A 5,296-nucleotide genomic window follows, 5' to 3' on the forward strand; every position below is an offset into this window, starting at 1 on the left:
CGTCGGCGCCGTGAAGCGGCTGAACGCCATCGCCGAGCAACTGGCAAATCTCGATTTTGACAAGGCGCCGGGATTCCAGATCAACGGCTTGAAGCGCGAAGAGCTGATCGCGACCAATTCAATGATCTTGCACGAAGTCTATTTCGCTGGCCTCGGCGAGGGCAACAAACCGGGCGCCGCGCTGAATGAAGCGATCGAACGCGACTTCGGCTCCTTCGATCGCTGGCGTTTGGAATTCGTTGGCATGGGCAAGGCGCTCGGTGGCGGCTCGGGCTGGGTTATTCTGGCCTATGACAAGCACGGGAAGCGGCTAGTCAATTCCTGGGCGAATGACCACACGCAATCCATCGCCGGAGGCGATCCAGTCCTTGTCCTCGACATGTTCGAGCACGCCTATCAGATGGATTTCGGCGCCAAGGCCGGCGATTACGTCAAGGCCATCATGGCGGCGATCAATTGGTCCAACGCCGACCGCCTCTATGAGAGATATGGCAGGGGATAGCGGGTAAGCATGGAAGGAGACACGCGTCACCCCGCAAGAAACCGCCGAATCTTTTTCTCCACCTCCGTTCGATCTCGCCCGAAGCGACTGCGGTTCGTGTCTATTAGCCGATGCGCGGACGGTCGCAGCGGCCGGGGCGCGGGGTAGAGATGGAAGGGGATAGGGGATGTGGGCGCGCCATTGCGCAACAGCCGCGTCCAGGCGGAAAAATTGCGAAGGTCGAGAAGCGCATCGTCGCCGCCAAGCCCGATCTGCTCGGCGAGGATCGGCGCGTCGGATGCGCCTGTGCGGCAAGCGATAATCGAGCCGGCGTTGCCGAAGATCGCCGCGCGTAGGGGGAGCGGGAGCTGGTCGAGATATTGATGCGCGAGTGTGAGAGTCAGCGGTCCGCAACGGCACAAAAGACACGGCAAGATCGGAGGCGATCAGCCGCTGGCCTGCAAAAGCCGCATTCTTCGCCCGCGTGAATCGCGCAGAAGCCGCGCTGATCGCCGTCGCCGGACGGATAAAACTGGTGGGCAATGCCTAATAGGCCGCATACGTCTGCCCTAGTGACGCCGCCAGCGCAGCGCGCGATCTGGGTCGCCGTTCTTCGATTGTTGCTCGTAGTTCGCGAGGGCTTGGCCGAACGCGGGTGGAAATTTCTCGACAAGCCAAGGACTTTCGAATACGCGCCAACGACCGAAGGTCGGCGATCGTCGGCGGGGCAGGACTCTGAGGTTACGCTACGGTGGCGACATGGTGGCGACATAATTGACTGGAGTTGATAGTGGCGGCCAAAAATGTTTGATTAAGCCTTTGTTTTTTCTGGTGCCGCAAGAGGGATTCGAACCCCCGACCCCATCATTACGAATGATGTGCTCTACCAGCTGAGCTATTGCGGCGATCGCGTTGCGCGAAGGGCGCGCGGCGCGTCACTCTTATCGGCGCGCGGCGGCTTTTTCAAGCAGCCACGCGCCTTGCAAAGCGGCGGCGTTCAGGAATTGCGGCGTGCGGCGGCGAAGGCCAAATAGGCCTGCGCGACGGCGCTTGCGATGTCGGGCGTCGCATTGACCGGAACGCGCCCCCAATCTTCGAGCGCGCCGCGCCACACGCGAATGGCGCCGGCGTCGGTGAGTGCGGCGAGATAGCCGTCGATTTTGCTCCGGCGTCCGGGCGCCGCGACGACATAGACCGGCGCGGCGGTGGCGACGGCTTCCCCCACCATGTTGACGCTGTCGCCGGTGACGATGATCGTGTCGGCGTTCGCCAGCATCGAGAGATAGGGGTTCTCTCCCTCTCTATCCCAGAAGAAGCCGCCAGGCGCGGCGAGAACGCGCCGAAGCGCATCGCGCAGGGCGACGGGCGTGCGTCGCGACGAGGTGGCGATCACGCCGCGCCCGCTGGCTAGCAGCAGCGCGGCGATATGCTCCAGTTCGGCGATGTGCGCCGCGCCATAGGCGCCATGCCGGCTGTCGCCGCCGATAATGAGCGCGACGCGCGGACGGGGCAGGGCGGCGATGCGGGGATCAGGCGCGGCGCGCGCGCCGGAGAGGCGCTCCGGCGTGATGCGGTTGACGGGCGTCAGCGGCGACAGGACGTTATCGCCGGAAAATCTGTCATGGCGCGGCGCGACGATGAGATCGGCGGCGCCGGTCCCATTCGCGGGTCTGTTCGCATAGACGGTGAAGGTCCGTCCGCCAGAGTCGCGCTTCAAGCGCCGGAGCGCGGGGATCGTCCGGCGTCCAGCGGCGATGGCGATGTCGGGGTAGGGTGGGGCATAGGCAAGCGCGTCGCCGGGATCTGGGGGCGCGAACGGCGCAAACGCGGCGTAAAAAGCGCGTGGCGCGACGCGGCGGAGGTCGGGCGCAAGCCCTAGCGCCTCAGTAATGCCAAGCGTCTGCGCCTCATGGCCGGCGCTTCCGTCGGAGAGGATGCGGATTGTCGTATGCGGCGGAAGAGGGGCGGCGTCCCGCGCCTCACCCAAAGGCGACCTTCAGAATCTCGTAGCTTTTGCCGCCGCCGGGCGTCGTGACCTCGACAGTGTCGCCGACCGTCTTGCCGATCAGCGCGCGGGCGATCGGGCTCGTGATCGACACCCGGCCGCTCTTCACGTCGGCCTCGGTTTCGCCGACGATCTGATAGGCCCGCTCCTCTTCGGTGTCCTCGTCGACGACCGTGACCGTCGCGCCGAACTTGATCGTCGAGCCATTGAGCTTCGAGACATCGATGACTTCGGCGCGCGACAGCTTGTCCTCGAGTTCGGCGATGCGGCCTTCGTTGAGGGACTGCGCCTCCTTGGCGGCGTGATATTCGGCGTTTTCCGAGAGGTCGCCATGGGCGCGCGCCTCGGCGATCTGCTGAATGACGCGCGGACGGTCTTCCTGCTGCCTGCGGCGCAATTCCTCAGTTAGCGCCGCGTAGCCGGCGGCGGTCATGGGCACCTTGTCGACCATTGCTCTCGCTTCTCGCCTTTCTTAAGTTTTGCCAGTCATGCGCCGCATTCGCCGCGCGCTCGTTGGCGGAGCCGCTGGTCAAGCTGGGGTCGGCCAATCGCGGCCAAAGGTCAGCGTATTGCGACTGAGTCGCACAACTCCTCAATATTCAGTTGGTCGCGGTCGGCGGAAAATAGTCCTGCAGCGCCCGGACCTTAAGATCCCCCGAAACATAGGCGCGTATCCCCTGGGCCGCCGCGACCGCCCCCGCCAGGGTCGTGTAATAAGGAACCTTATGCAGAAGCGCCGCGCGGCGCAAGGAGCGCGAGTCGGCCAGCGCCTGCGCCCCCTCAGTGGTATTGAAAACAAGCGCGATCGAGCCGTTCTTGATCGCGTCGACGATATGCGGCCTTCCCTCCGAGACCTTGTTCAGCTTCTGGGCGGCGATTCCCCGCTCGACGAGATAGCGCGCCGTGCCGCCGGTCGCGACGACCGAAAAGCCGACTTCCTTCAATAGGCGAACCGCGGGGATAATGCGGCTCTTGTCCGCATCCTTCACCGAGACGAAAACGACGCCCTCGCGCGGCGCGTTTGTGCCGCCCCCTAACTGACTTTTGACGAAGGCGGCGTCAAAGGAGGTGTCGAGACCCATGACTTCGCCGGTCGAGCGCATTTCCGGACCGAGGACGGTGTCGACGCCCGGAAACCGCGCGAAGGGAAAGACGGCTTCCTTCACGCCGACATGCGCCGGCTTCGTTTCCAGCGGATCGAAGTCGGCAAGCTTCGCGCCGGCCATAATCTCGGCCGCAATCTTGGCGATCGGCCTGCCGATGACCTTGGCCACGAAGGGCACGGTGCGGGACGCGCGCGGATTCACTTCCAGCACGTAGATCTCGCCGTTCTTCAGCGCAAATTGCACATTCATCAGTCCGATGACGCCGAGCGCCACGGCGAGGCTTTTGGTCTGCGCCTCGAGCGCGGCGATGGTCTCAGGCGAAAGCGAGCGCGGCGGCAGCGAGCAGGCGGAATCGCCCGAATGAATGCCCGCCTCTTCAATATGTTCCATGACGCCGGCGATGACCGCTTCGTCGCCGTCGGCGAGACAGTCCACGTCGACCTCGATGGCGTCGGCCAGATAGCGGTCGAAGAGCAGCGGATTCTTGCCGAGCACCGTGTTGATCTGACCCGTCTTGTCATTCGGGTAGCGCGCCTTGACCTCGGACGGCACCAGGCTCGGCAATGTGCCGAGGAGATAATCGTCGAGATCGCCTTGGTCGCGGATGATCGCCATGGCGCGGCCGCCGAGCACATAGCTCGGACGCACGACCAGCGGCAATCCGAGCTCCTGCACGACGAGGCGCGACTGTTCTACCGAATAGGCGATGCCGTTATTGGGTTGTTTGAGCCCCAGCTTGTCGAGCAGCCGCTTGAAGCGGTCGCGGTCCTCGGCGAGGTCGATTGAATCGACCGGCGTGCCGAGGACCGGCGCGCCGGCCTGCTCGAGGCCGTGCGCAAGCTTCAGCGGCGTCTGGCCGCCATATTGGACGATGACGCCGACAAGTTCGCCGTTCGACTTTTCGATATCGAGGATTTCCGCCACGTCCTCATTCGTCAGCGGTTCGAAATAGAGCCGGTCGGAGGTGTCGTAATCAGTCGACACCGTCTCCGGATTGCAATTGATCATGATCGTTTCGAAACCGGCGTCGGCAAGCGCAAAGCAGGCGTGACAGCAGCAATAGTCGAATTCGATGCCTTGGCCGATACGGTTGGGGCCGCCGCCCAGGATGACGATCTTGTTCCTGTCCGAGGGACGCGCCTCATTCGCCGGAACGCCGATGAAAGGCGCTTCATAGGTCGAATACATATAGGCTGTGGGCGAGGCGAATTCGGCCGCGCAGGTGTCGATGCGCTTGTAGACCGGACGCACGCCAAGGCGATGGCGGATGTCGCGCACAGAGTCTTCTTCGAGACCGGAAAGCGTCGCGAGACGCATGTCGGAAAAGCCGGCGAATTTGAGCGTGCGAAAATTCTCGGCGTCCTCGGGCAGGCCGAAGTTCTTCACCTTGTTTTCGAGCGCGACGATTTCGGCGATGCGCTCGATGAACCAGATGTCGATCTGGCTCGCTTCGTGAATAGCTTCGGCGGTCATGCCGAGCCGCAGCGCCTGGCCGACGACGAGCAGCCGGTCGGGCGTCGGCGTGCCGAGCGCGCCGCGCAGCACATTCATGTCGTCGCCCTTGCCGAGGCTTTCGATCTCGATCTCGTCGAGGCCGGACAATCCGGTCTCCAGCGAGCGCAACGCCTTTTGCAGCGACTCGGCGAAGTTGCGGCCGATCGCCATGGCTTCGCCGACCGACTTCATCGCGGTCGTCAATATCGG

5 protein-coding genes and 1 tRNA gene are annotated in these 5,296 nt (G+C 63.8%); 1 reads left to right on the forward strand and 5 read right to left on the reverse strand.

What is annotated here, in order from left to right; all coding sequences use genetic code 11:
* On the forward strand, positions 1 to 502 hold a 502-nt coding region (locus QZ964_RS20395), incomplete at its 5' end, for a superoxide dismutase (RefSeq protein ID WP_292534004.1).
* A 26-nt stretch (positions 503 to 528) separates the two neighbouring features.
* Here the strand turns inward: QZ964_RS20395 and QZ964_RS20400 are convergent.
* From QZ964_RS20400 to carB, 5 genes are all read right to left on the reverse strand, one after another.
* Positions 529 to 915 (reverse strand): hypothetical protein, encoded by a 387-nt coding sequence (locus QZ964_RS20400; RefSeq protein WP_292534007.1) that lies wholly within the window; start codon positions 913 to 915, stop codon positions 529 to 531.
* Between the two features lie 395 nt (positions 916 to 1,310).
* Positions 1,311 to 1,386 (reverse strand) — tRNA-Thr (locus QZ964_RS20405).
* 92 nt (positions 1,387 to 1,478) lie between these two features.
* Positions 1,479 to 2,468: a mitochondrial fission ELM1 family protein gene (locus QZ964_RS20410; RefSeq protein ID WP_292534009.1), complete on the reverse strand. Its 990-nt coding sequence runs from the start codon at positions 2,466 to 2,468 to the stop codon at positions 1,479 to 1,481.
* Entirely contained in the window at positions 2,461 to 2,937 is a 477-nt protein-coding gene (greA, locus tag QZ964_RS20415) for a transcription elongation factor GreA (protein WP_292534012.1), read from the reverse strand. The genes QZ964_RS20410 and greA overlap by 8 nt, the downstream gene beginning before the upstream one ends.
* Positions 2,938 to 3,085: 148 nt before the next feature.
* The coding region (carB, locus tag QZ964_RS20420) for a carbamoyl-phosphate synthase large subunit (protein WP_292534015.1) at positions 3,086 to 5,296 on the reverse strand (2,211 nt) is incomplete at its 5' end.

Origin of the sequence: Methylocystis sp. (assembly GCF_021731785.1) — a bacterium.
Classification (GTDB): Bacteria; Pseudomonadota; Alphaproteobacteria; order Rhizobiales; family Beijerinckiaceae; genus Methylocystis.